The sequence below is a fragment of the Streptomyces sp. NRRL F-5126 genome (assembly GCF_000721265.1).
Lineage (GTDB): Bacteria > Actinomycetota > Actinomycetes > Streptomycetales > Streptomycetaceae > Streptomyces.
Window position 1 is genome coordinate 54,633 of record NZ_JOFZ01000013.1, and the last position, 21,970, is coordinate 76,602.

The window sequence follows — 21,970 nt, forward strand, 5'->3', positions numbered from 1 at the left end:
GGTCAGGTCAGTGCCGCACCGAGCCGTTGGCCAGCGCTCCCGCCGGCAGACCGAGGAAGGCCGCGGCGCGGGCGCCGACGTCCGCGAGCGTGGGGGCGTCGGGGAGTGTCTCCGTGCCGTCCGTGCCGGGCGCGTGGATCAGTACGGGGACGAACTCGCGGGTGTGGTACGCGTGCCCGATGCTGGGGTCGTTGCCGTGGTCGCCCGTCACGATCAGCCGGTCGTCCGGCCGGTCGAGCAACCCGACCAGCTCGAACAGGCCCGTGTCGGTCTCCTCCAGGACCCGCCCGTAGCGTGCGGTGTCCTGCTGGTGCCCCGCCAGATCCGACTCCTGCACGTTGGCCACGACCAGCGCGTCGCGCCCCGACGCCCGTACGGCGTCCAGCGTGTGCCCGACGACCTCCGCCGTCGCCACGGCGGGACGGCGCTCGGCCGCGTCGCACGCGAGGATGTCCGCCGCCTTGCCGACGAGCGTGACCGGGATGCCGGAGCGGGCGGCGAGATCGGGGAGCTGCCGCGTGTGGTCGAGTTCCGCCCCCAGGTGGCGCACCTGGAGGCCGCCGTTGCGGTAGAAGCCCGTCGCCGGGGTGTCAAGGCCCACCGTGCCGCCGTCACCGTCGCGGACGAACTCCCGCAGCGGACCGTCCGCGTTGCCGCCGACGGCGATCACGCGCGCCACCGGGGCGACCGTGCGCACCGTGCGGGCGACAGCGAGCGTCCCGTCGAAGGCCATGTCCGACAGGCGGGCCGACGCGTTCCAGTTGATCCCCGGGTCGGCCTCCAGGTTGTCGTGCACCAGCACCGCGTCGTCCACGACGAGCAGCGGCCTGCCGTCGAGCAGGGACACCGTGTGCCCCGCGGCCTTGAGGGCGGCCGTCACGTCCGTCAGGTGCTCAGCGAGCCTGGCGACGGTGACGCGGCTGAAGTCGGCCCCCATCATGGTCTGGTGGCCGGCGAAGGTGTCCGCGCCCGGATAGCCGAGGGCGGCCCTGCCGACCGACACCGGCAGCGGCGTGGCCGCCGCCAGATCCCGGTGCGGATGGACGACGCCGAGACCCAGCGCCCCGAGGGCGGGCAGCCTCAGCGGGCGGCCCAGCAGCTCGCGGCCGCCGTCCAGCACATGGCCGCAGGTGTCGGCCGCGGCGTCGCCGGGGCGCAGGGCGCCGGCGTCCGGCATGGCGCCCACGCCGAAGCCGTCGATGACGACGATGACGGTCCTGCTCATGGCGTGCTCCTCCCGGGCCGCTCCAGAAGGCGGCCCCGCGAGTCGTACAGGCCGGTGAGCCGGGGTGAGCCGGTGGACAGGCCGGAGACGACGGCGACCGTCGAGCGGGTGACGAAGACCTGCGTGCGGAAGGCGAGCACGGCCGTGTCGCCCGCGCGCGCCGTGCCGGCCCGCTCGGGCGCGCCGAGCAACCGGTAGTAGTCGATGTTCTCCGCGGGGGCCGGCTGGACCGGAAGCCGGACGCCGCTGCGCGTCAGCAGCGCGTCGCGGATGCCGGCGCGCGCGTAGAACCCGCCGCCGTAGACGGCGGGGCGCCCGTCCGCCAGGGTGTGGGCGACCTCGGTCACGTACACGTACGCGGGCTGTTCCGGCTGGTGCGCGTCGACGGCGTGCAGCGGGGTGGTGCCCGTGAGGGAGTGCCCCGGCTCGCCGTGCGTCGCCCCGAGCTCCGCGAGCAGCGGCAGTGTGGCCATCGACGTGGCGCTCGGGGCGCTCAGTTTCAGGTCGCGGTGGCTGCGCGAGTAGAGCAGCGCCTTCGCCTTGACGGCCAGCTCGAACGTGGGCGTCGGGGCCGGCACGCCGGTCGCCGGATCGCACAGCACGCACGGGAACGCGGTGACGCCCGCGATCCGGATCCCGGGCAGCCGTTCGGCCTCGGCGCCGAACGCGTCGAGCTGTTCAAGGGGGACGCCGCCCTCCTGGCCCGGATAGACCGTGCCGGGCGCGCCTTCGAGGCGCACGAGGACGTCCTGCACCCGGCCGAGGCCCGCGGCGGCGTCCGACACGGCGCGCGCGTTGGCGAGGTCGAAGACCGTCACGGCCTCCGGCTGCCAGCCGAGCATCTCGGGCAGGTCGCGGTGCGGGATCTGCACCAGGTGGCCGAGGTTGCCTGCCCGGGCGCCGGTGGCATGCAGGAGCCGCGCCTCCGCCGGGTCGATGGCGGCGAAGGCGGGGATGTGGCGCGAGACGGCGCGGATCAGCTCGGGGTTGCGGCCGAGTTGCTTGACGACGAACCAGAGTGTCAGGCCGAGCCGGTCCGCCTCGGCCGCGAGCAGCGATGCGTTGGCCTCGACGGCGTCGGCGTCCAGCACGTAGGTGTCGGGCGGGATGGCGCCCGAGCCGTGCAGCGCGGCGGCGGTCTCGACGAGGCCGGGGTTGCGGGTGAGGACGGTGTCGAGGAACACGGTCAGCCCTTCAGGTCGTGCAGACAGCGGCGAACGATCTCGATCACGAGGTCCGCGCCGGCCCTCATCGGGTTGATCCGTACGGCCCAGTCGGCGAGTTCGGGAGCGTCGTCGAGGGACGAGCTGGACATGCGGTAGACGAGCGGCGCGATCTCGTAGCGCGAGTTCGAGCCCACGGGGTAGGGGGCGGCCCCGTGCCGGGCCGCGACGGCGGGCAGTTCACGTGCGACGGGACGGTCGAGGAGGACGATCAGGCAGCGGTCCTGGACGTTGGCCAGGCGGACGTCAGCGACGCCGGGGACCTCGCCCGCGGCCAGCCGGTCGGCGACCTCGGCGCCGACCTCCGACTGCACGGCCCACATGACGGGCACGTGCGTGAGCGCGCGCAGGGCGTCGAGCGCCTGATGGCCCTGTACCTGCCCGCCCCCCGAGTAGTTGTCGGCACGGATCCGGCCGATCAGCTCGCCCGAACCCACGACGGCGCCGACTCCTTCGGGGCCGTGCAGCTTGAACAGCGAGAAGCAGGACGCCTCCGCTCCCAGCTCGACTCCCGACGCGGGCACGCGCAGCACGGCGTAATTGTCGTCCACGATCGTCCGCACCCCGGCGGCCGAACAGGCGGCCAGCACCGCCGCCGGATCGTACGCGTCCGTCAGGCGCTGGCGGCTGTGCTGCACGTAGGCCCAGCGGAACTCGCCGGTCGCCAGGGCGGCTTCGAGCGCCGCCGCGTCGTTGAAGTCCACCTCGACCGTGCGGATGCCGAGCCCGCGCAGCGTGACGGCGGTGGTGCGGTAGACCGGTGCCCGGTGGATGAGCAGCGGCTCGCCCGGGCCGACGGCGGCCTGCAGTGCGGCCCGGATGGCGCCGGTGCCCGCCCCCTGCACGAGCGCCGCGTCCTCGGCGCCGAGGAACTCGGCCAGGACGGCCTCGACACGCGCGGTCGTCCGCGGCCGGCCGAGTCCCGGCACGACGCCGGCGTCCGCCTCGAACAGCTGCGGCCCCTCGAAGTGGGCCGCTGTCCGCTCCAGCAGCCGGAACTGCGTGCGGAGCGCGTCTTGAAGCGCCACCGTCGGCAGCGGGTGGGTCTCCGGCAGCCGCACGTGGGTCTCGGGGGTGTCCGGTGCGGGTGGTGTGGGGGGTGTGCCGTGCGGCATGTCAGTCAGATCTCCTCGACGTCTGCGCCGGTGAGGAAGCGCAGGGGGTTGCGGCGCGTGATGAGGTCCACGAGGTCGTCGTCCAGGCCTGCGGCGCGCGCCTTGGGCAGGAACGAGCCGAACAGGTGCCCGTAGCCCTGCCCGCCCTCGGACGCCAGGTAGCCGTGGCGCGAGATGTCGCAGCTGAGCAGCGCCCGGTCAGCGTGGCCCGCGTCCAGCAGGTCGAGCAGCAGCCGCAGCCGGGTGTCGTCGCTCTGGTAGCCCGATTTTCCGACGGTGTCGAACGCGACGTACGCGCCCTGCGCGGCGAGCGCCCGGTGCGTGGCCGGGTCGTCCAGCAGGTCCTGGTGGCCGATCGAGACCCGGTGCGGCGGCAGCCCGGCCGCGGTGAGGATGTCCAATTGGGCCGGGCCGCCCCGGCCGAGCTGGGCGTGGGTCGCCAGCGACAGGCCGGTGGCTGCGGCCGCCCGTGCGGACGCGGTGAGCACCCGTTTCTCCTCGGGGCTCGGCACGTCGCCGTGGCTGCCGACCTCGCCGATGACACCGGGCAGGACACCGGTGGTGCCGATGCCGTGCTCGATCTCCTGGACGAGGGTGTCGGTGAGCCCGGCGGTGCCCGAGGCGCCGACCTCCGCCGGATGGAACGGCTCGTAGTACCAGCCGGTCGCCGAGACGACCGCAACGCCGGAGTCCGCCGAGATCCGCGCCAGCGTGCGCGGATCTCGGCCCATGCCCCGGCACGTCAGCTCGACGACGGCGCTGAGGCCGAAGTCGGCGCGCAGCGCCGACAGCTCCTCGGCGACGGCGGGTGCGTGCGCGACCGGGTCGAGCACAGCCGACCGGTCGCCCGTGTGGTCGAGGTCGAGGACCAGGTGCTCATGGGCGAGCAGTGGCCCCCGGATCCCCGAGACGTCCAGCGGCCCGGCGACGGTGCGCAGATGGTGCTGCATGGCGCGGGTGCCTTTCCGGGCCGTGGGGCCCTCTCGATTGCGGGGACGGGTCAGCCCTTCACCGGAGTGAACAGATCAAGCCAGTACAGGACGTTGAGGAGGATGCCGCCGACGATGACCGCCGCGGGCGCCGCCGCCATCCGCACCACGGGGCGGCCCATCGCCTCGTTGACGAGGTAGAGCCCTCCGACGATGAGGATGCCGAGCCCACCGCCCATCACGTTCGCGGCAAGCAGTGAGCCGAAGAGGATGGCCAGTTGCAGCGTGTCCGTAATGGCGCTGCGCAGGTGCTCGGAGGAGTCGCGGACACTCGGGAGCTTGCCGAGGACCTTGCCGATGGAGGAGAGGCCGAGGATCTCCAGGGCCATCACCACGGCGCCGGCCACGGCCGCCAGGACGGGGTTCGGCATCAGGTAGCCGATGGGGTAGACGAGCGTCAGGCCGGCGATCCCGTAGGTGCCCGATGCCAGCGCCGTCGTCGCGATCAGCGGGATGAACCCGAAGACCCGGTAGAAGTCGACCTGGGCCGCCTCGCTGATGTGTCCCTTGGCGATGAGGAAGCTGGTGGCCTCGCCGCCGCCGAATATGTGCATCCGCGCGATAAGGCAGACGCCGGCGCCCAGCAGCATGAACAGCGGCAGATGCTTGCGCAGCCTGGCCGCGCTCGCGCTGAACAGGGACGCCATCGGGTCCTCGAGTACCTCTTCGGGCACGTCCGTGCCGCCGGAGCCCGTCTGCGCGAGTGCGGTGCCGCCGCCCCCCGATCCGTCCGCCGCGGGGCCGGCGGCCGCTGCTGCCTCCGCCTCAGTGGCGCGGTCGGCCCTGCGCTGCAGCAGGTCCTTGCGTACGGCGAAGCCGATCAGCATCAGCACGCCCGCCGCCATGGCGAGCGACCCGGCGAAGATGTTCGGCCACAGCTTCATCGTCATGATGACCAGGGCCAGTTCCACGACGCCCGTGATGGCGCCGCGCGCCTTGCCGAACTGCTTGGCGACCGCGAGCACGGGGAAGAGCGTGAAGAGGAACAGGATCGGCGTGGACATCTGCTGCATCGCGGTCAGGAAGTCCACGGGCAGCTTGTGGGCCACGTCGTTGGCGCCGTTCAGCCCGAAGACCACCAGCGCGCCCCAGGCGCCGCCGAGCACCACCGCGAGCCATTTGCGGATCGCGAGGATGCCCAGGATGTCGGTGGGCAGGAAGAGCAGCCACGGGTTGAGCACACCGGACGACAGGGCCATCGGAGCGCCCAGTCCGAAGATGAACCCCGCCGAGAGCCCGAAGGCCACCGCCGCGGTCGCCGCGCGCGTGGCGCGGCCCTGGATGAACTCCAGCATGAACGGGCGGGTGCCGTCGTTGAAGACGGCCAGCGCCATGTGCGAGACGAGCGCGGTCAGCGCGGCCAGCACGATGACGATCAGTTTCTGGGTCAGCGAGAAGTCCAGATGGGCGCTCGCTGCGAGCACTGTGCTCACGGGGTCACTCCTTTGTGCCCGGTCGTGTCCTGGGCGGTCAGCCCCGCGCCGCGATGGCGCGGGCCATGACCGGGGCGATGACGTCGATCTGGTCGATGGCGAAGCCGAAGACGATCTTGCCTTCGGCGAGCAGCGCGGAGACCTCCTCCTCGGTCGGCACGGAGCGGCCGAACGTGTGGCACTTCACTGCCCCGACCAGGCCGACGAGGACGCCGAGCGAGGCGCCCGCGCCGGTGTGGCACGTGCCGAGGTAGTAGTCGGCCTGCCGGCCGCGCAGCTTCATCGCGGCATCCATGTCGCTGGAGACCGTGACGGTCAGGGTGTCGATGCCGAGGTCCGAGATGGTCTTCGCGACCTCGGTCTTGCCGACGCCGCCTGTGAGGATCTTCGTCATGGCTGGATTCCTTCTCTGGTCGCGCGGGTGGTCGGGAACGGGACGGTCGGGCTCCCCCGGGAGGATCAGGCGGGGGAGTGCTGGGCGAGCACCGCCAGATGCAGCGCGAGGAAGTTGACCTCGGAGTCGGGCAGGGCCGCGCCGAGCTCGCGCTCGGCGCGGCCGGCGACCTCCCGGGCTCTGGCCACGGCCTCGGGGTGCCCGGCGAGCTCGGCGGCGACCTGGTCGTCGGTGGTGAAGGCGGAGATCGGCTCGCCGTCCAGCAGGCGGGTGAGCGCCATCATCAGATGGCTTGTGAGCATGCCCGCCGTGTCCTCGGTGACGGTGTGCCCCTGCTCGGACAGGGCCGCGAGTTCGTCCGAGACGAAAGCGGCCACCTCGGGACGCACCTGTCCGCTCTCGCGGAACAGCTTGATGCGGAGGGCGAGCTGGTCGTCCATGGGGTTCCTCCTCCAACAATAATCAGTAACCAGTATTTTGTATTCTGACCTTACGGTCCGCCCGGCCGCCCGTGGGACCGAGCAGCCCGCGCGGGTGCGGCACCCGCCCGTCAGTACCAGGGTGCCCGTTCGCCGTTGAGCACTTCGGTCTGGCAGTTGGTGATCAGCGCGAGGTCGAGGGCCTCCCGCACCGCGGACATCGCCTTCGCCTCGTCGGTCCTTCCTATGAGCGCGGCGCTGGAGTTGCGCAGCGCGAGGTCGCGCGTGACCTCGTCGCCGAGCGGCAGTACATCCACCCCCGGGCCGAGCCTGTCCAGCGCCTCGTCCAGATTCCACACCGTGGCGTCGGCCCCGCCGTGCTGGAACAACTCGCCCAGCTGCATGTAAGAAGCCTCGACCCAGGTGATGTCGGCACGGTCGCCGAACACCCGCTCGGCCAGCAGGCGCTGGTCCTCCGACGCGTGGTCGACGGCCACTCTGAGTCCTGACATATCGGCATCGAGACCGTGACGCAGCAGCAGGCCGTGCGCCCCGACGTACGTGGCGGGCCCCAGGTCGGCGACCAGCTCCACCGGGTGCTCCTCGACCAGCCGGTCCGCTGCGAACCGGGACAGCACCACCAGGTCGACCTTGCCGTCGAGCAGCGCGGTGGTCCGCGCCCCCGCGCCTCGCATGAAGGTGATCGCGAACGGTGCGCCGGCCTCCTCGAAGGCGCTGCGCAGCCCGGTCGCGAGCCCCTCGTAGCGGCGCGAGTAGGGCAGCGGCATCGCGGCGAGCAGGGTGCCGAGACCGGACAGGCGCCACAGTATCGACCTGTCCGAGCGCACGAGGAACGTGCCCAGGTGGCCCCGGGCCGTGGTCTCGATGGCCTCGGCGTGTTCCAGCAGCTGCAACGCGGCCTGCACGGTCCCGTTTCCCACGCCCAGTTCCTCGGCGAAATCGCGCACGCGCGGCAGCCTCGTGTCCGGCTCGTGGTTCAGCAGGAGAACCGCGAGCCGGCGCGCAGCGAGGCCGTTGCGCGTCAGGAAACGCTCGTCAAGTCCGGTCACACGGCAACAGTAACCAGAATCCCGGATACTGACAAGAACTCTTTCGGGGGAACGCTCGAAGGTGCGAAGGCCGCGGACCTGCCAGGGCTCAGGGCACCCGGGCGATCAGGTAACGGAAGACGTTCGGCATCCAGACCGTGCCGTCCTTGCGCAGGTGCGGGTGGAGCGCCTCCCCTATCTCCTTCTCCACCTGGCGCCTGTCCGTGGCCCGCACCGCGCCGTCGAACACCCCGGTCGAGAGCATCCCGCGCACGGCGCTCGCCATGTCCGCGTAGCCGAACGGGCAGGCCACCCTGCCCGAGCCGTCGGGACGCAGGCCGGCGCGTGCCGCCACGTCCTCCAGGTCGTCCCGGTGCGCGGGCCGCCAGGTCCCCTTGCGCAGCCGGTCGGTCAGCCGCCCCGCCACGCCGAGCACCCCGGCGCTGGCACAGCGCTCGGGCGGGCCCCAGCCCGCCAGCACGACGGGCGCACCGCGCCGGGCCAGCGGTACCGCTCCGCGCAGCGCGGGCCCGGGGCTCCTCGTGTCCCCCGCCACCGGTCCGACCGGCCGGAAGGCGGTGACGACGTCGTAGGGCTCGCGGCCAGGACCCGACGCGTCGCCCATGCGCTCTGCGGGCAGGAGCCTTCCCGGCCCTGCCGCCGCGCCACGCCCCGCGGGGGCCGGTTCCGTGTGCAGTCGCTCGTCCGCCAGTGCCAGCAGCTCCCGGTCCGAGTCGACCCCGGTCACCTGGGCGCCCAGTGTCGCCGCCATGAGCAGCGAGAGCCCCGAGCCGCAGCCGAGGGCGAGCAGCCTCGTGCCCTCACGGACCTCCAGCCGCTCGTAGACCGCTTCGTAGAGGGGCACCAGCATCCGTTCCTGGATCTCGGCCCAGTCCCTGGCGCGCGGACTCACGTCGTTCACCGCGGAGGCGGCGGGGGCCCTCCTCCCGGTCTCGTCCCGGTGCGGCCTGTGGTCGTCGACGAGCGTGCGTGTCATGGATAGCGCCCCAATCCGCCGAGAGGTCGGTAGTGCCCTGCCGGGCAACGCTCTGTGTGCCTGCGCACCCACATCCCCCGTATGCCAGGGAACTGCGCATCGTCCGCCGCGTCCAGTGGGGGACACGTAAACTGTTCGTGTCCGCGGCGTTCTCCCGGGACCGCGGGCCGGCGTCGGCCCGATTCCCGCTTCGTCACGCCCCCGCCGTACGATGCCCGCCATGGCAAAGGCACCCGTACTCACGCCGCGGGCGGACGATTTTCCCCGCTGGTACCAGGATCTGATCAACAAGGCCGAGCTGGCCGACAACGGCCCCGTGCGCGGCACGATGGTGATTAGGCCATACGGGTACGGCCTCTGGGAGCGGATGCAGTCCGAGATGGACGCGCGCATCAAGGACGCGGGCGTCTCCAACGCCTACTTCCCCCTCTTCATCCCGCAGTCCTATCTGACGAGGGAGGCGGAGCACGTCGAGGGCTTCGCCCCCGAACTCGCCGTCGTCACCCACGGTGGCGGCAAGGAGCTCGAGGAACCGGTCGTCGTCCGCCCCACCTCGGAGACGATCATCAACGAGTACTTCTCGAAGTGGGTGCAGAGCTACCGCGACCTGCCGCTGCTGATCAACCAGTGGGCCAACGTCGTGCGCTGGGAGCTGCGGCCCCGCGTCTTCCTGCGGACCACCGAGTTCCTCTGGCAGGAGGGCCACACGGCGCACGCCACGTACGAGGACGCCAGGGACTTCGCCGCGCACATCCACCGGAACGTCTACGGCGAGTTCATGGAGAACGTGCTCGCCATGGACACCGTTCCCGGCCGCAAGACGGCGCGTGAGCGTTTCGCCGGAGCCCTCAACACGCTCACCCTCGAAGCCATGATGGGCGACGGGAAGGCCCTCCAGGTGGCCACGAGCCACGAGCTCGGCCAGAACTTCGCCAAGGCCTTCCACACCCAGTACCTGTCCAAGGACAGCACCCAGGAGTACGTCTGGCAGACGTCCTGGGGCTCGACGACCCGCATGATCGGCGCGCTCGTGATGATGCACGGCGACGACAACGGCCTGCGGGTGCCGCCCCGGCTCGCCGCCACGCAGGTCGTCGTGGTCGTCATCAAGGAGGACGAGGCCGCTCTCGACGCCGCGCGGAAGCTGGCCGCCCGACTCAAGGAGGCCGGCGTGCGCGTCCAGGTCGACGACCGTACGGACACCCCGTTCGGGCGCCGTGCGGTCGACTGGGAGCTCAAGGGCGTTCCGCTGCGCGTCGAGATCGGCCCCCGTGACGTGGCCGCGGGCACGGCGGTGCTGGCCCGCAGGATCGCGGGCGGCAAGGAGCCGGTGGCCCTCGACGCGGTGCCCGAGGTCGTGCCCGGGATCCTGGAGGAGGACCAGGCGCTGCTGCTGCGCGAGTCCAGGGAGCGCCGCGAGTCGCGCACGGCGGACGTGACGTCGGTGGACGAGGCCGTCGAGGCGGCCGCGACGGGCTGGGGCCGCATCCCCTGGGCGGCTCTCGGGGACGCCGGCGAGGCGAAGCTGGCCGAGCAGGGCGTGACCGTACGGTGCCTGGTCGCCGAGGACGGATCGGTGCCCGAGTCCGAGGACGCGCCCGGCACGATCGCACTCGTCGCACGCGCCTACTGAGCTTCCGAGGTCAGCGGCGTGCGTCCGGGGTGGTACGTAGATCGGCTACGCGCACTTGCGTACAGGGCGCTACGTACCACCTTGGTGTGAGCTGTGAGAGTTATCCACAGTTCGACGCACCTGCCCTCGTCGGGGCGCATCAATCGCAACTGACGGGTACGGGCAAATTAATTGGGATGCCCCGTAATGGAACCCGGCGGCGATTCTGATCGTTGTACACGACGTGAGCACGACACCAACTGTTCTCGCCGCAGAGCTGGCGCAGGCGTGGGCCGACATTCAGCGGTACCACCCCGAGCTGCCGGATCTCGCCGCGCCAGAGTCCCTGATCGGAGAGTCCTCGTCCGCCTGCGGCGCCGAACTCTCCTTCGAACGGCTGCTTCACGAAGCGGTCCACGGTATCGCCGCCGCGCGAGGGGTGCGTGACACCTCGCGTGCCGGCCGCTACCACAACCGCCGTTTCCTCGCGATCGCGGAGGAGATGGGCCTCGACCATCCGGACGAGCCGCACGCGAGCAGCGGCTTCTCGCTGGTCGAGCTCAGCCCCGAGGCGAAGCGGCGCTACCGGCCCACCATGGAGCGGTTGCAGCGCGCCCTGAAGGCGCACACCGTCGCGACCGCCGCCGACACCAAGCGAAGTTTCCGGGGCCCCGCCGCGCGGCACGGCTCGTCCGGTGGCGGCGTGCGCGTCAAGGCCGTCTGCGACTGCGGGCGCAACGTACGCGTGGTGCCGTCGGTCCTCGCCCAGGCGCCGATCGTCTGCGGCGGCTGCGGCAAGCCGTTCCGGATCCCGGAGCAGGAGATCGTGGCGGCCGCGAGCTGACAGTGGGCCGCGACCGCGGGCCCCGGCGGCGGGACCGGCGGCGCGGCCTGCTCCGTACGTGTGGCACAATGGCTGGCTGTACTCGACAGTCGCACAGGACCCCTCTCTCCTCCGGCTGACGCGTCCATCGGGCAGATCGGGTACCACAACCCCACGTGGCACACCGCTGTGGCCCATCACGTCAAGACCAGGAGACACCACTCCCGTGGCAGTCAAGATCAAGCTGAAGCGTCTGGGCAAGATCCGTTCGCCTCACTACCGCATCATCGTCGCCGACTCCCGTACCCGCCGTGACGGCCGGGCCATCGAGGAGATCGGCCTGTACCACCCGATCGAGAACCCCTCGCGCATCCAGGTGAACTCGGAGCGCGCGCGGTACTGGCTCTCCGTGGGCGCCCAGCCCACCGAGCCTGTCATGGCGATCCTCAAGCTGACCGGTGACTGGCAGGCGCACAAGGGCCTCCCCGCCCCCGAGCCGCTGAAGCAGCCGGAGCCGAAGGCCGACCGCAGCGGGCTGTTCGAGGCCGCCTCGAAGGCTGCCGGTGACGAGCCCAAGGGCGAGGCGATCACCCAGAAGTCGAAGAAGGCCGAGAAGAAGGCCGACGACGCCGAATCCTCGGCCGCCGCCGAGCCGACCGAGGCCTGAGCATGCTCGAGGAGGCTCTCGAGCACCTCGTGAAGGGCATCGTCGACAATCCGGACGACGTGCGCGTCGCGTCACGCAACCTGCGCCGCGGGCGCGTGCTCGAGGTGCGGGTGCACCCCGACGACCTCGGCAAGGTGATCGGCCGCAACGGCCGCACCGCGCGTGCGCTGCGCACGGTCGTGGGCGCCATCGGCGGCCGGGGCATCCGCGTCGACCTCGTCGACGTGGACCAGGTGCGCTGACGCAGTGGAACACCGGCACGGACCGGGGAGGCACAGTCCTCCCCGGTCCGTGCCGTTTCATCAGGAGAGGCACACGCAGTGCAGTTGGTAGTTGCCCGGATCGGCCGCGCACACGGTGTGCGCGGCGAGGTCACCGTCGAGGTGCGGACGGACGAGCCGGAGCTCAGGCTCGGCCCCGGCGCCGTCCTGGCCACGGATCCCGCCGCCTCGGGACCGCTGACCATCGCGACGGGGCGGGTGCACAGCGGCAGGCTGCTGCTGCGCTTCGAGGGCGTCGCGGACCGCGGTGGCGCCGAAGCGCTGCGCAACGTCCTGCTCATCGCCGAGGTCGATCCCGAAGAAATGCCCGACGACCCGGACGAGTACTACGACCATCAACTGATGGACCTGGACGTCGTCCTCGCCGACGGCACGGAGATCGGCCGCATCACGGAGATCTCCCACCTGCCCTCGCAGGACCTGTTCATCGTCGAGCGGCCCGACGGCAGCGAGATCATGATCCCGTTCGTCGGCGACATCGTCACCGAGGTCAACCTGGCGGAGCAGCGGGCCGTCGTCGACCCGCCCGCCGGACTGCTCGACCCCGCTCGGGCCGAGACGGCCTCGGCCGGCGACGACGCACACGGCGAGCGCACCGCGGCATCGGAACCGGGGCGCGAGGACGGCGCCCGATGAGGCTCGACGTCGTCACGATCTTCCCCGAGTACCTCGAACCGCTGCACGTCTCGCTCGTCGGCAAGGCCCGCGCGAGCGGCCTGCTCTCCGTCGAGGTGCACGACCTGCGCCGGTGGGCGTACGACCGTCACAACACCGTCGACGACACCCCGTACGGCGGCGGCCCCGGCATGGTGATGAAGACGGGACCGTGGGGCGAGGCGCTCGACGACGTCCTGGCGCGCGGCTACGAGGAGGGCGCCCACGACCCCGTGCTCGTCGTGCCGACGCCGAGCGGCCGGCCGTTCACCCAGGAGCTCGCCGTCGAGCTGTCGGAACGTCCGTGGCTGATCTTCACGCCCGCCCGCTACGAGGGCATCGACGGACGGGTCGCCGCCGAGTACGCGACACGGATGCCGGTCCACGAGGTGTCCATCGGCGACTACGTCCTGGCCGGGGGCGAGGCGGCGGTCCTCGTGATCACGGAGGCGGTCGCCAGGCTGCTGCCCGGCGTCCTCGGCAACGCCCAGTCGCACCGCGACGACTCCTTCGCCCCCGGCGCCATGGCCGACCTGCTGGAGGGCCCCGTCTTCACCAAGCCGCCCGAATGGCGCGGCAGAGGCGTGCCCGACGTGCTCCTGAGCGGCCACCACGGCAAGGTCGCCCGGTGGCGCAGGGACGAGGCACTGCACAGGACCGCCCGCAACCGGCCCGATCTGATCGAGCGCCGCGACGCCGCCGCCTTCGACAAGAAGGACCGGGAGACGCTCTCCATCCTCGGCTGGGCTCCCGAGCCCGGTGGGCGATTTTGGCGCAGGCCACCGGCCGTGGAACAATAGGCCGCTGCCGTACGTCCGGCGCGCGCCCCTGCCACAGGGGGAACGACGCCCGCCCGACGCGATCGGCGCACCCACACGATCCGTACCACGACATTCCGCTGATGACCTGTGGCATCGGCGAGGAAGCAGAACTCCATGTCCAGCCTGCTCGACAGCGTCGACTCCGCTTCGCTGCGGACCGACCTCCCCGCCTTCCGGCCGGGTGACACGGTCAACGTCCACGTCCGCGTCATCGAGGGCAACCGCTCTCGCATCCAGCAGTTCAAGGGCGTCGTCATCCGCCGCCAGGGCTCGGGTGTCCGCGAGACCTTCACCGTACGCAAGGTGTCCTTCTCGGTCGGCGTCGAGCGCACCTTCCCCGTGCACAGCCCGATCTTCGAGAAGATCGAGCTGGTCAGCCGCGGCGACGTCCGCCGTGCCAAGCTCTACTACCTCCGTGAGCTGCGCGGCAAGGCCGCGAAGATCAAGGAGAAGCGGGACAACTGACGTCGGGGTCCACAGCAGGGCCCGATAAACTCAGGGCCCGATGGACAGCAACGCGTACGACACCGAGCGCGGCCCCTCTGCCTCCCCCCGCACGGGGGACGGGGAAGAGGGGCCGCGCTCCGTGCGTTCCGCGGCCGGGCGGGTCCTCACCTGGCGCGGCGTGCTCTGGACGGGGGCCGCCTGCGTCGTGGTCGTCCTGCTGCTCAGCCACTTCGTGATGCAGCCGTTCCTCATCCCGAGCGGTTCGATGGAACCGACGCTCAAGATCGGCGACCGTCTCCTCGTCGACAAGTTGGCATACCGCTTCGGTGACGAACCGCGCCGGGGCGACGTCGTGGTGTTCGACGGCACCGGGTCGTTCGTGCAGGAGCCCCCGAGCACGAACCCGGTCCTCGGGCTGCTGCACGGAGTGGCCGCGGCACTCGGCCTCGCCGCGCCGCCGGACACGGACTATGTCAAACGCGTCGTGGGCGTGGGAGGCGATCACGTGGTCTGCTGCGGCAAGAAGGGCAGGATCGAGGTGAACGGGCGGCCTGTGACGGAGCGGTACGTGCATCCGGGAAACAAGCCCTCGAACGTCCCCTTCGACATCGTGGTCCCCGACGGCACCCTGTTCGTCCTCGGCGACCACCGCGCCGACTCGCGCGACTCACGCGGCCACCTCGGCGACCCCGGGGGCGGGATGGTGCCCGTGGACAAGGTCATCGGCAAGGCGCAGTGGATCGGCTGGCCGATCCGCGACTGGTCCGCGGTACGCGGCGCGGGGAGCGCGTTCGCCGGCGTGCCGGCAGCCGGCGGGCCGCATGGGTAGACGCGGCAGACCGGCCGGCCACGGCGGCGCCGGAGCGCCGGGGGACGGCGCGTACGCGCTCCGGGGCCGCGCCGACCGGCGCAGGCTCGCGCGCAGGGTGAAACGGCGCAGGCGCAGGTCCGCGGTCACGGAGATACCCCTGCTCATCCTGGTCGCGCTGGTGATCGCGCTCGTCCTGAAGACGTTCCTCCTCCAGGCGTTCGTGATCCCGTCGGGTTCGATGGAGAACACGATCCGCATCGGCGACCGGGTGCTCGTCGACAAGCTCACCCCCTGGTTCGGCGCCGAGCCGTCCCGCGGCGACGTCGTCGTCTTCAAGGACCCGAACGACTGGCTGGCGGGCGAGAAGCAGGCGCCCGACACCTCGCCGCCTGTCGTCAAGCAGATCAAGGAGGCGCTGACCTTCATCGGCCTGCTGCCGTCCGCCGACGACCGGGATCTGATCAAGAGGGTCGTCGGGGTCGGCGGTGACACCGTCAAATGTTGCAACAAGAACGGCAAAGTCACCGTCAACGGAAAGCCGCTCGACGAACCGTATCTTTACCCGGGCAACGCGCCCTCGACGATGTCGTTCGAGGTGAAAGTGCCCAAGGGGCGGCTCTTTTTCCTCGGTGACCACCGGGCCGTTTCCGCCGACTCCCGATTCCATCTCCACGAGGAATTCCGCGGAACAGTGCCGCTCTCCGACGTCGTCGGCCGTGCCGTCGTGATCGCCTGGCCCGTGGGGCACTGGCGGAAACTCGACGAACCGGCGACCTTCCGCGGGGTTCCGGACCCCGGCGGCACTCACGCTCTCGCCACAGGTGAGTCCCCTACTGTGGCTTACCGGAACCGAAACGGACTGCCCGCACCCCCGGGTCCTGCGGAACTTCCGCTCGTTATGGGAGTGGTGGCGCTGTTCCGACCACGGAGCAGGCGCCCGCAAGCAGTGGACTCGCGCCCAGTGGGCCCATACACGGTGAATTCGGATCCGACGGATTCGCACGAGGTGAAGGAGTGGATGTGGGGGATGTGGCGTTCGGCGCACGGTCCGGGCACGAGGGTCCCGAGGAGGGCCGCGAGCAGATCGCCGCGTCGTCCGAAGCCGTGACCGACGAAGTGCCTGGTGAAGTGATGGACGACGGTGAGAAGCACAGCCACGGTGGCCGCAGGGCGAAGAACCGGCAGCCGAAGCAGCAGCGCTCCTTCTGGAAGGAGCTGCCGCTGCTGGTCATCATCGCCCTCGCGCTCGCCCTGGTGATCAAGACCTTCCTCGTCCAGGCGTTCTCGATCCCTTCGCAGTCGATGCAGGACACCCTGCAGGTCGGCGACCGGGTGCTGGTGGACAAGCTCACGCCGTGGTTCGGCGCGGAGCCCCAGCGCGGCGAGGTCGTCGTCTTCCACGACCCGGGCGGCTGGCTCGCAGGGGAGCCGACCCCGCAGCAGAACGTGCTGCAGAAGGGCCTGAGCTTCATCGGACTCATGCCGTCGGCCCAGGAGAAAGACCTGATCAAGCGCGTCATTGCCGTGGGTGGCGACACCGTGTCGTGCAAGAAGGGCGGCAAGGTCATGGTCAACGGCCACGCGCTGAACGAGAAGAACTACATCTACCCCGGCAACACCCCCTGCGACGACATGCCGTTCGGCCCGATCAAGATCCCGAAGGGCCGTATCTGGGTCATGGGCGACCACCGCCAGGACTCCAGCGACTCCCGCTACCACCAGAACCTCCCCGGAAACGGCACCGTCTCCACAAATGAGGTCGTCGGGCGCGCGTTCTCGGTGGCCTGGCCGGTGAACCGCTGGGACTTCCTCGGCGTCCCCAGCACCTTCGACCAGCAAGGACTCGCCGCGGCGGCCACCTCGGGCGCGCCTGCCGCCGCCGGTCTTGCGGGTGCCGTACCGCTCGTGCTGTGGCGTAGGAGGCGCCGCACCCGCTCCCGTACCGCCGGGTAGGGTGCTCCCGATCCCCGAGGGCCGGGGATCACCCCCGATCGGAGGCGTGCCCGGATGAGCCGCGCAGGACGGACGAAGGACGGCCGTGGCCGCCTCGGCAGCAGGCTGTCGGGGCTGCTCGTGGCCGTCGGCTGTGTGCTCTTCCTCGGCGGGTTCGCGTGGGGCGCCATCGAGTACCAGCCCTACACGGTGCCGACCGGGTCCATGACCCCGACGGTCCACGCCGGCGACAAGGTGCTCGCCCAGCGCATATCCGGCGCCGACGCGCACCGCGGCGACGTCGTGGTCTTCAAGGACCCCGAGTGGGGTGATCTGCCGATGGTCAAGCGGGTCGTGGCCGTCGGCGGGGACACCGTCGCCTGCTGCGACAAGCAGGGCAGGATGAGTGTCGACGGGAAGCCGCTGGCCGAGCCCTACATCGACAAGACCCCCGGCGGGCGCGCCTCGACCGAGAACTACTCCGCCAAGGTCCCCTCGGGAGAGCTCTTCATGCTGGGTGACGAGCGCACCACGTCGCTCGACTCCCGCGTCCACCTCCAGGACAAGCAGAAGGGCGCGGTGCCGCGCTCCGAGGTACGGGCGAGGGTCGACGCGATCGCCTGGCCGCCCGCGAGCATGATCGCCCGCCCCCACGTGTTCGCGGCCCTTCCGGGCGGCGTGTCGAGCCCGGGCCCGCTGCGGGTGATGCTCGTGGCCGTGGTCGCCGGTGCGGTACTGATCTTCGTGGGCGCCGCGCTCGGCCCGTTGCTGGCCCGTCGCGAGCGGCCGCGGCAGGCCACGGCGCGCTCCGGGGAGACCGCCGGTGCCCGGTGACCTTCGCCGGGTGGCCCGGGTGGTCCTGCTCGATCCCGAGGACCGCATCCTGCTGATGCACGGGCACGAACCGGATGACCCCTCGGACACCTGGTGGTTCACGCCGGGCGGCGGTCTCGAGGGCGGCGAGAGCCGCGAGGAGGCCGCGCGCCGCGAACTCGCGGAGGAGACGGGGATCACACGCGTCGACATCGGGCCCGTGCTGTGGCGCCGGATCTGCTCGTTCCCCTTCGACGGGCGGCGCTGGGACCAGGACGAGTGGTACTTCCTCGGCCGTACGGAGCAGACGGCGGCCGCGCCGTCCGGCCTGACGGAACTGGAGCTACGCAGCGTCGGAGGGCTGCGCTGGTGGACCTGCGCGGAGCTGGAGGCGACGCGTGAGACGGTGTATCCGACCAGGCTCGCCGGGCTGCTGCGCAGGCTGCTCGACGAGGGTCCCCCGGGTACTCCGGTGACGCTCGACACGGAAATCGCCTAGCGGTCCTCCCTGCCGGAGCACAATGGGGGGACGAACGGCTGAAGGGGATGCCATGAGCGCCGAGGACCTCGAGAAGTACGAGACCGAGATGGAGCTGAAGCTCTACCGGGAGTACCGAGACGTCGTCGGGCTGTTCAAATACGTGATCGAGACCGAGCGTCGTTTCTACCTCACCAACGACTACGAGATGCAGGTGCACTCCGTCCAGGGCGAGGTCTTCTTCGAGGTCACGATGGCGGACGCGTGGGTCTGGGACATGTACAGGCCTGCCAGGTTCGTCAAGCAGGTGCGCGTCCTGACGTTCAAGGACGTGAACATCGAGGAGCTCAACAAGAACGACGACCTGGAGCTCCCCAGCGGCTGAGTCACCCGGCCGAGTGGCCGGGTTGTCCACAATCCCGGAATTGTCCACAGATCTCCGACCGGCGCCCCATCGGCCCGTGCCATCCGTCACATTCGGTGATGGAGGTGGTACCGAGATGAACGCGACGGGGGCACTGGGGCGGTACGGAGAGGATCTCGCGGCGCGACGGCTTGCCGCGGCGGGCATGACCGTGCTCGCGCGGAACTGGCGGTGCGGCAGGACCGGCGAGATCGACATCGTGGCGGTGGACGCGGACGTGCTGGTGGTCTGCGAGGTGAAGACCCGCAGAGCCGGCGGGTTCCAGCACCCGATGGAGGCGATCACGCCTGCCAAGGCGGATCGGCTGAGACGGCTCGCCGGCTGCTGGGTCGAGCGGTGCGGGACCGAGCGGCGCGAGAGCCCGCCCACGGGCGGCGTGCGCATCGATCTCGTCAGTGTCGTGCTGCCCGCCAGGGGCGCACCGGTCGTCGAGCACGTGCGGGGGGTGGCCTGAATGGGGTTCGCGCGCACATGTTCGGTGGCGCTGGTGGGCGTCGAGGGCGTGGTGGTGGAGGTCCAGGCCGATCTCGAACCGGGAGTTGCCGCCTTCACGCTGGTCGGGCTGCCTGACAAGAGCCTGGTGGAGAGCAAGGACCGGGTAAGGGCGGCGGTGGTCAACGCGGGCGCGGAGTGGCCGCAGAAGAAGCTCACGGTCGGGCTCAGCCCGGCCTTCGTGCCCAAGAGCGGCAGCGGTTTCGATCTGGCTGTCGCGGTGGCGGTGCTCGGTGCGGCGGAGCGTGTCGATCCCAGGTCGATCGCCGACCTGGTGCTCATCGGCGAGCTGGGGCTCGACGGCCGGGTCAGGCCCGTGCGCGGTGTGCTGCCCGCGGTCATCGCGGCGGCCGAGGCGGGCTACCGGCAGGTGGTCGTCCCCGAGCAGACCGCGGGCGAGGCGTCCCTCGTGCCGGGCGTGTCCGTGCTGGGCGTGCGCAGCCTCGCCCAGCTGATCGCGGTGCTCGCCGACGAGCCGGTTCCCGATGAGCCGCGCGAGGACCTGCGCGGGCGCCCCGACCCGATGCTCGCCGGACTCACGATGCCCGGGGCCGGCGTGGGCACGGGCATCGCGACCGGCACCGCGGGAGGGCCCGACCTCGCCGACGTGGCAGGCCAGGACACGGCGCGCGGCGCCCTCGAGGTGGCCGCGGCGGGCGGGCACCACCTGCTGCTCTCCGGGCCGCCGGGCGCGGGCAAGACCATGCTGGCCGAACGGCTGTCCGGCATCCTGCCGCCGCTGACCGGACAGGAGTCCCTCGAAGTCACGGCCGTGCACTCGGTCGCGGGCGTCCTGCCGCCCGGGGAACCGCTGGTGCGCGCCGCGCCTTACTGCGCCCCGCACCACTCCGCGACGATGCAGGCGCTCATCGGCGGGGGCAACGGCCTGCCGCGGCCGGGAGCCGTCTCCCTCGCCCATCGCGGCGTGCTTTTTCTTGACGAGGCGCCGGAGTTCTCCGGGCGCGCGCTTGACGCGCTGCGCCAGCCGCTGGAGTCGGGACACGTGGTCGTGGCGCGCAGCGCGGGTGTGGTGCGGCTGCCCGCCCGGTTCCTGATGGTGCTGGCGGCCAATCCCTGCCCGTGCGGAAGGCACGGCGTCGGCGGCTCTGCCTGCGAATGCCCGCCCTCCGCCGTCCGCCGCTACCAGGCGCGGCTGTCGGGCCCGCTGCTCGACCGGGTGGACCTGCGGGTGGAGGTGCGGCCCGTGCAGCGTGCCGACCTGGTGGGCGTGGGCCGCCGCGGCGAGTCGACGGCGGAGGTCGCGGCCCGGGTGCGGCAGGCGAGGGACCGCGCGGCAGCGCGGTACGAGGGCATGGCGTGGCAGCTCAACAGCCAGGTGCCCGGGCACGAGCTGCGCACCCGGTGGCCCGTGGCACCGGGCGCGCTCGCCGCGGCAGAGGGCGACCTGGAGCGCGGCCTGCTCACGGCGCGCGGACTCGACCGCGTCCTGAGGGTCGCCTGGACGATCGCCGACCTGGCGGGCCGCGACCGTCCGGCCGAAGGCGACGTGGCGCTCGCCCTCGAACTGCGTACGGGCGTCGCGCGCGGTGCCACGGCGATGGCGGGCAGGCAGTGACGGCCGCGGCGTCCGGGGAGCGGCGGGCCAGGGCCGCACTCACGCGCGTGTTCGAGCCCGGCGACGAGATCGCGGGTGTCTGGCTGCGTCGACTGGGCGCCGCCGCGTTGCTCGACCTGCTCACCCGCGACCGTGCGGTGGCGGAAGCGGTGCTCGCCGGCGTCGGCACCGGCCGGCTCGACAGCTACCGTGCGCGCGCTGCGGTGGCCGATCCCGAGCGCGACCTGGCCGCGGCGGCGCGGTCGGGCGGCCGGTTCCTCTGCCCCGGGGACGCGGAGTGGCCGACCCAGCTTGACGACCTGGGAGCGGCGGCGCCCATCGGGCTGTGGGTGCGCGGCGCGCCCGACCTCAGACTCTGGGCGCTGCGGTCGGTCGCCGTGGTCGGGGCGCGCGCCTGTACCCCGTACGGGGCGCACATGGCCGCGACGCTCGCCGGCGGGCTCGCGGAGCGCGGCTGGGTCGTGGTCTCCGGGGCGGCCTACGGGGTGGACGGCGCGGCGCACCGCGGCGCCCTCGGCGCGGGCGGGGCCACGGCGGCGGTGCTCGCCTGCGGGGTCGACACGGTGTACCCGCGCGGTCATGCCGAGTTGATCGCACGCATCGCCGAACAAGGTCTCGTCCTCGGGGAATTGCCGCCGGGCGACCATCCGACGCGCAGCCGCTTCGTGCAGCGCAACCGCGTCATCGCCGCGCTCACCCGGGGCACTGTGGTGGTGGAGGCCGCGTACCGCAGCGGATCACTCTCCACCGTCCGCTGCGCCCAGCGTCTCGGCCGCCTCGCGATGGGGGTGCCGGGGCCGGTGACGAGCGGCCTGTCCGCCGGCGTCCACGAACTGCTCAGGGCGGAAGGAGCCCTGGTCACCGACGCGGAAGAGGTGATCGAACTGGTCGGGGCGATGGGAGAGCTGGCCCCGGGCAAACGCGGGCCCGTCCTGCCCAGAGACCTGCTGCGAGCCGACTGCGCACGCGTACTCGAAGCACTCCCCGCAGGCGGTACCGACCGGGTGGCCGAGGTGGCGCGGGAGGCAGGCGCCACGACCGACGAGACACTCGCCAGGCTCTTCGAGCTTCACTCGCTCGGGTTTGTCGAACGACACAGCGACACATGGCGTCCCGCCGCCCCACGGCAGGGCAGCGGCGACGGCGTACGAGGTGGTGCTTGACCTGGGGCATTCGGGTGACAGGGTGAGGCGAATGACGCACATACGCCGCTGACCGCCGTACCGGTCAAGGCAGTACCGTCCCCCGCTCCGCACGCGCATCGCGACGGCGCGGTCACGCTACGCTCAGCCAGA

At 71.8% G+C, this 21,970-nt stretch carries 24 protein-coding genes and 1 pseudogene; 16 read left to right on the forward strand and 9 right to left on the reverse strand.

The features are described 5' to 3' along the window. Positions 1 to 7 precede the first annotated feature (7 nt). From IH48_RS0128340 to IH48_RS0128380, 9 genes are all read right to left on the reverse strand, one after another. Entirely contained in the window at positions 8 to 1,225 is a 1,218-nt protein-coding gene (locus IH48_RS0128340; protein ID WP_030910729.1) for a phosphopentomutase, read from the reverse strand. Further along, the gene (locus IH48_RS0128345) at positions 1,222 to 2,409 is read right to left on the reverse strand and encodes an alanine racemase (RefSeq protein ID WP_030910732.1); all 1,188 of its coding nucleotides are present in this window, start codon (positions 2,407 to 2,409) and stop codon (positions 1,222 to 1,224) included. Before IH48_RS0128345 ends, IH48_RS0128340 begins: the two co-directional genes overlap by 4 nt. A 2-nt stretch (positions 2,410 to 2,411) precedes the next feature. Next, positions 2,412 to 3,563 carry an aminotransferase class V-fold PLP-dependent enzyme gene (locus IH48_RS0128350; RefSeq protein WP_051840780.1) on the reverse strand — a complete coding sequence of 384 codons (1,152 nt, stop codon included), beginning with the start codon at positions 3,561 to 3,563 and terminating at the stop codon, positions 2,412 to 2,414. Between the two features lie 5 nt (positions 3,564 to 3,568). Continuing rightward, positions 3,569 to 4,513, reverse strand: coding sequence for a phosphotriesterase family protein (locus IH48_RS0128355; RefSeq protein ID WP_030910738.1), 945 nt, complete (start codon positions 4,511 to 4,513; stop codon positions 3,569 to 3,571). 50 nt (positions 4,514 to 4,563) lie between these two features. Next, positions 4,564 to 5,985, reverse strand: coding sequence for a YhfT family protein (locus IH48_RS0128360; RefSeq protein WP_030910740.1), 1,422 nt, complete (start codon positions 5,983 to 5,985; stop codon positions 4,564 to 4,566). A gap of 37 nt (positions 5,986 to 6,022) precedes the next feature. Further along, positions 6,023 to 6,379, reverse strand: coding sequence for a DUF2620 domain-containing protein (locus IH48_RS0128365; RefSeq protein ID WP_030910743.1), 357 nt, complete (start codon positions 6,377 to 6,379; stop codon positions 6,023 to 6,025). Between the two features lie 65 nt (positions 6,380 to 6,444). Further along, entirely contained in the window at positions 6,445 to 6,819 is a 375-nt protein-coding gene (locus tag IH48_RS0128370; RefSeq protein WP_030910746.1) for a PRD domain-containing protein, read from the reverse strand. A 110-nt stretch (positions 6,820 to 6,929) separates the two neighbouring features. Continuing rightward, complete coding sequence (gene yhfZ, locus IH48_RS0128375) at positions 6,930 to 7,868, reverse strand: GntR family transcriptional regulator YhfZ (RefSeq protein ID WP_030910750.1); 939 nt, start codon at positions 7,866 to 7,868, stop codon at positions 6,930 to 6,932. A gap of 88 nt (positions 7,869 to 7,956) precedes the next feature. After that, on the reverse strand, positions 7,957 to 8,844 hold the full coding sequence (locus IH48_RS0128380; RefSeq protein WP_030910753.1) for a methyltransferase domain-containing protein: 888 nt from the start codon (positions 8,842 to 8,844) through the stop codon (positions 7,957 to 7,959). Between the two features lie 220 nt (positions 8,845 to 9,064). On the opposite strand from IH48_RS0128380, the gene proS reads away from it, so the two are divergent. From proS to dprA, 16 genes and pseudogenes are all read left to right on the forward strand, one after another. Next, positions 9,065 to 10,477: a proline--tRNA ligase gene (gene proS / locus IH48_RS0128385; protein WP_030910756.1), complete on the forward strand. Its 1,413-nt coding sequence runs from the start codon at positions 9,065 to 9,067 to the stop codon at positions 10,475 to 10,477. A gap of 223 nt (positions 10,478 to 10,700) precedes the next feature. Further along, on the forward strand, positions 10,701 to 11,300 hold the full coding sequence (locus tag IH48_RS0128390; RefSeq protein ID WP_030910759.1) for a hypothetical protein: 600 nt from the start codon (positions 10,701 to 10,703) through the stop codon (positions 11,298 to 11,300). A gap of 205 nt (positions 11,301 to 11,505) precedes the next feature. Continuing rightward, positions 11,506 to 11,946, forward strand: coding sequence for a 30S ribosomal protein S16 (rpsP, locus tag IH48_RS0128395; RefSeq protein ID WP_030910763.1), 441 nt, complete (start codon positions 11,506 to 11,508; stop codon positions 11,944 to 11,946). Positions 11,947 to 11,948: 2 nt separating this feature from the next. Beyond that, on the forward strand, positions 11,949 to 12,188 hold the full coding sequence (locus IH48_RS0128400) for an RNA-binding protein (RefSeq protein WP_030753580.1): 240 nt from the start codon (positions 11,949 to 11,951) through the stop codon (positions 12,186 to 12,188). A gap of 78 nt (positions 12,189 to 12,266) precedes the next feature. Further along, positions 12,267 to 12,863 (forward strand): ribosome maturation factor RimM, encoded by a 597-nt coding sequence (gene rimM / locus IH48_RS0128405; RefSeq protein WP_030910767.1) that lies wholly within the window; start codon positions 12,267 to 12,269, stop codon positions 12,861 to 12,863. Then, positions 12,860 to 13,681 carry a tRNA (guanosine(37)-N1)-methyltransferase TrmD gene (trmD, locus tag IH48_RS0128410; protein ID WP_030910770.1) on the forward strand — a complete coding sequence of 274 codons (822 nt, stop codon included), beginning with the start codon at positions 12,860 to 12,862 and terminating at the stop codon, positions 13,679 to 13,681. The genes rimM and trmD overlap by 4 nt, the downstream gene beginning before the upstream one ends. Positions 13,682 to 13,816: 135 nt before the next feature. After that, a complete protein-coding gene (rplS, locus tag IH48_RS0128415; RefSeq protein ID WP_030910773.1) occupies positions 13,817 to 14,167 on the forward strand; it encodes a 50S ribosomal protein L19 in 351 nt (116 codons plus the stop codon). Between the two features lie 40 nt (positions 14,168 to 14,207). Then, entirely contained in the window at positions 14,208 to 14,978 is a 771-nt protein-coding gene (lepB, locus tag IH48_RS0128420; protein ID WP_030910776.1) for a signal peptidase I, read from the forward strand. Continuing rightward, positions 14,971 to 16,087: pseudogene (gene lepB, locus IH48_RS33695) on the forward strand (signal peptidase I). Before lepB (IH48_RS0128420) ends, lepB (IH48_RS33695) begins: the two are co-directional and overlap by 8 nt. Further along, positions 15,990 to 16,913: a signal peptidase I gene (gene lepB, locus IH48_RS0128430; protein ID WP_030910779.1), complete on the forward strand. Its 924-nt coding sequence runs from the start codon at positions 15,990 to 15,992 to the stop codon at positions 16,911 to 16,913. Before lepB (IH48_RS33695) ends, lepB (IH48_RS0128430) begins: the two are co-directional and overlap by 98 nt. 54 nt (positions 16,914 to 16,967) lie before the next feature. Then, a complete protein-coding gene (lepB, locus tag IH48_RS0128435) occupies positions 16,968 to 17,726 on the forward strand; it encodes a signal peptidase I (protein WP_030910782.1) in 759 nt (252 codons plus the stop codon). Beyond that, on the forward strand, positions 17,716 to 18,204 hold the full coding sequence (locus tag IH48_RS0128440; protein WP_030910785.1) for an NUDIX hydrolase: 489 nt from the start codon (positions 17,716 to 17,718) through the stop codon (positions 18,202 to 18,204). The genes lepB (IH48_RS0128435) and IH48_RS0128440 overlap by 11 nt, the downstream gene beginning before the upstream one ends. A gap of 52 nt (positions 18,205 to 18,256) precedes the next feature. Continuing rightward, positions 18,257 to 18,568 (forward strand): DUF2469 domain-containing protein, encoded by a 312-nt coding sequence (locus IH48_RS0128445; RefSeq protein ID WP_030910788.1) that lies wholly within the window; start codon positions 18,257 to 18,259, stop codon positions 18,566 to 18,568. Between the two features lie 115 nt (positions 18,569 to 18,683). Continuing rightward, a complete protein-coding gene (locus IH48_RS0128450; protein ID WP_030910791.1) occupies positions 18,684 to 19,061 on the forward strand; it encodes a YraN family protein in 378 nt (125 codons plus the stop codon). Next, positions 19,062 to 20,675 (forward strand): YifB family Mg chelatase-like AAA ATPase, encoded by a 1,614-nt coding sequence (locus IH48_RS0128455; protein WP_030910794.1) that lies wholly within the window; start codon positions 19,062 to 19,064, stop codon positions 20,673 to 20,675. It begins immediately after the preceding gene. After that, positions 20,672 to 21,838, forward strand: a complete 1,167-nt coding sequence (dprA, locus tag IH48_RS0128460) for a DNA-processing protein DprA (RefSeq protein WP_030910796.1) — start codon at positions 20,672 to 20,674, stop codon at positions 21,836 to 21,838. The genes IH48_RS0128455 and dprA overlap by 4 nt, the downstream gene beginning before the upstream one ends. Positions 21,839 to 21,970: the final 132 nt, after the last annotated feature.